A 3321-nucleotide genomic window follows, 5' to 3' on the forward strand; every position below is an offset into this window, starting at 1 on the left:
GGATCCACGTGCGAAGGCACCAGGCGCAGCACGTCGCCCAATGCGGGCGCCTGCGCCCCCGGCGCCACGCGCACCACGCCGTGCTCGTCGTTGATGGACGCGTAGGTCAGGCCATCGGCGTTGAACACCGCGGGCGGGCCGCATTCGGCGGTGGTGGATTTCAACCCCGCGTCCAGGATGACGCGATCCGGCGCGGGCACTCTCATCACGGTGGACAGCACGAACAGGCTGTTCTGCAGACTGGCGACGAACGGTCCTGCGCCAAGCGACATGGTGTAGGTTGGAAGTGCGGCCATCTCGGTGTTGTTGAGTCCGAACAGCAGAAACGCCGTAAGGGCGACCAGTGCCGTCACGGTATTCGGTCGTCTTGTGGTTGTGCGGCTTTGCCAGCTGCCTTTCGATACGTCGACATCCATGCTGTCCCTCCCCCTTGTGCGGGAGATGATACGCGTTTGTGCGTGCTCCCGTCTAACCAGCCCTGTGCCGGCCCCACAACATTGTGGGGCCGGCCCCTGTTTGGGCGTGGAGCCCAACGGTGTGCCACTTCCCCTGTCGTGTGTGGATGTTGCAGCGTGGGCGGCGTATCGTTTCAGCCGTCCACACAGTAAGGGACGCAAGACGAGGAAGAGGAGGGTGAAATGAAGACGACCGAGACGCATGCTGCAACCCGTGACCCCGAGTGCTTCATGCGTGATGGGAAGCTGACCCGTCGCACGTTTATCAAAGGCGTTGGTGCGATTACGGTTGCATCGGCACTAGGGTTTGGCGCGCAGGGTGCCAGCGTGTCCGAGGCGCTGGCTGACGAAACGTCGACATCTGGCGGCGAGAAGGCCGTGCACGCGGTATGTACGGTGAACTGCACGTCTCGCTGCCATCTGCACGGCACGGTGCGCGACGGAAAGCTTGTACGTGTAGAACCGGGCGACATGCCGGGCCGGCCAGGGTATGCGAACGCGTGCCTGCGCTCGATGAGCTACATCCAGCGCATGCAGGACGAAAACGCGCGTGTCATGTACCCCATGCGCCGCACCGGCGAGCGCGGTTCGGGTGAATTCGAACGTATCACCTGGGACGAGGCGATTGATGAGATTGCCCAGAAGCTCAATGCCGTGCTGGCCAAGAACCCCCAGGCGGCCTCGTTCTACTCGTTTACCGGGGATTTAGGCAAACTGTCGTGGGAGGCACCTACGCGCTATGCCGCCACGGTGGGAGCCACTACTTGGGATATCGAGGGCATCATGGGCGATCACGGTGCGTCCATGGGCATGACCATGGTGTTTGGCACGCACCGCGGGGCGCACGATTCGCGTGACTACTTGAACTCGAAGCTGTTGATTGCGTGGGGTCGCAACGTGGCTGACACGCACACGTCCGAACTGCGCGACTATGTGGCTGCTCGCAAGAATGGAGCGAAGGTTATCGTCATCGACCCGCGCCAATGCTCCACGGCCGCTATGGCTGATGAGTGGATTCCCCTGAATCCGCAAACCGATCCGGCGTTGGCGCTGGGCATGATGAACTGGATTATCACTCAAAACCTGCATGCCAAGGACAAGCTTGTCGAAGAGTCGGTGGCTCCGTACCTTATCCGAGAGGACGATGGCACGTATTTGCGCATGGTCGACGGCGCGGTGGTTGCCACGACGAGTGGGGCAGTGAAGGCTGATGAGGGTTCCATCGGCACCGCTCCGGCAGCTCAGGGTGAGGCGGGTGCTGGAGCAGGTAAATACGTGGTCTGGGACGAAGCGACCGGGGCTGCTATACCTGCACCAAATGCCGCAGCGATCAAAGGTGGAAGCGTCAAACCTGCGCTGACGGGGTCTTTTGCGGTCGACGGAGTGGCATGTCGCACCGCATTCGACCATCTGGTTGACGCATGCACCCCTTATACGCTTGAGCGCACCGGAGAAATCTGCGGCATCAAGCCGGACGTGATCGAGCGCTTGTCCAAGGAGTATATCGATGCCCAGCCTGCCGGCATACGCATGGGCCAGGGGATGCAGCGTGTGTACCATTCCTACTCACCCTTCCGCACCGTAGCCACGTTGGCCATGGTTGCCGGATACATCGGCGTTCCCGGTGGCGGTGCGTCGCATGCGGGCGGTACGGCCACCAACAAGCCTGTTGCTGGCTATACGGGTCCGGTGTACAACTTCGCCGATTGGTCGAGCACGGGTAAGAAGGCGAATCTCGTTCCGTCTTCCAAGGTATATGCGGCAGCGGTGGGTCACGACCCGGTACCTATCGACTTTTTGTGGATCGCCAACTCTAACTTCATCAACATGAGCCCCGATTCCAACCGCATCATTAACGAGGTCATTCCGGCTATCAACTTCATCGTGACCGCCGATCCCTGGTGGACGTGGACGGCGAAATACTCCGACATTGTGCTGCCCGCCTGTACGTATTGGGAACATTGGGATCTTGTCGATCGCAGCCCCTGGGCCATGTTCAACCAGCCCGCTATAGAGCCGATGGGCGAGAGTAAATCGGATGTTGAGATCATGTCGGTCCTGGCGAAGAAGACTGGCGTGGAAAAATACTGGGATAAAACCGACGAAGAGTGGGTCCGCCAGTTCGTGGGTACCGATCATCCCGCGTGGGGCGATCTCGATTGGAATCGCGATGTCGTCGAGCAGGGAATCTACGGTCGATCCGATGCCCTGTATGACCCCGCCATCGTCTACGCCAATGGTACCGGATACAAGACCGACACTGGCAAGTTCGAGTTTTATACCGAGTCCCTGATTGGATTTGACGAGGAGGTCCCCGTCTGGAGGCCGCCTTGCGAGGACCCGCGTGAGGGTGAGTTGGCTGCAAAGTACCCGCTCGTGTACATTCAGTATCACGATCGCCTGAACGTGCACACGCAGCACATTTTGAATCCTGCACTTGAAGTGGTGCAAGACGAGCCTTTGCTGCAGATGAATCCCCTCGATGCTAAGGCGCGTGGCATCGCGCACGACGACGTGGTGCGCGTGATGAACGATCGCGGCGATATGAAGATCCGCGTGTTTCTGACCGAAGGGATTATTCCGGGTACGGTAGCTACCCAAAGCGGCTGGACGCCCGATTACTTCATCGAAGGCTGCTATCAGAACCTCACGCACCATACCATTTGCGATGCCGAGGAGGCCTACAGTATGACGAATAGCGCCTTCTATGACGTGCTCGTCGAAGTCGAGAAGGTATAAAGGAGGAGATCATGACCGATAAACACTATGGCATGGTGATTGATACCCAGCATTGCGTAGGCTGCCAAACCTGTACCGTAAGCTGCAAAATATCGAACGAGGTTCCCGGGAATGCCCATTGGAATCA

At 59.4% G+C, this 3321-nt stretch carries 2 protein-coding genes and 1 pseudogene; 2 read left to right on the forward strand and 1 reads right to left on the reverse strand.

Features of this window, described 5'->3' with window-relative positions; all coding sequences use genetic code 11:
* Positions 1 to 416, reverse strand: a 416-nt coding sequence (locus RR842_RS13110; protein ID WP_332730046.1) for a hypothetical protein, incomplete at its 3' end; no start/stop codon positions are given.
* Between the two features lie 222 nt (positions 417 to 638).
* Between RR842_RS13110 and RR842_RS13115 the strand changes: the two genes are divergently transcribed.
* Together RR842_RS13115 and RR842_RS13120 are read left to right on the forward strand one after the other, a co-directional pair.
* On the forward strand, positions 639 to 3194 hold the full coding sequence (locus tag RR842_RS13115; protein WP_332730047.1) for a molybdopterin-dependent oxidoreductase: 2556 nt from the start codon (positions 639 to 641) through the stop codon (positions 3192 to 3194).
* Positions 3195 to 3226: 32 nt separating this feature from the next.
* Positions 3227 to 3321: pseudogene (locus tag RR842_RS13120) on the forward strand (4Fe-4S dicluster domain-containing protein); the annotation flags it as partial.

The organism is Gordonibacter sp., assembly GCF_036667095.1.
Taxonomy (GTDB): domain Bacteria; phylum Actinomycetota; class Coriobacteriia; order Coriobacteriales; family Eggerthellaceae; genus Gordonibacter.

Bases quoted from the DNA above. Each gene is read 5' to 3' on its own strand.
- RR842_RS13115 (WP_332730047.1), top strand. From the start codon at position 639: ATGAAGACGACCGAGACGCATGCTGCAACCCGTGACCCCGAGTGCTTC.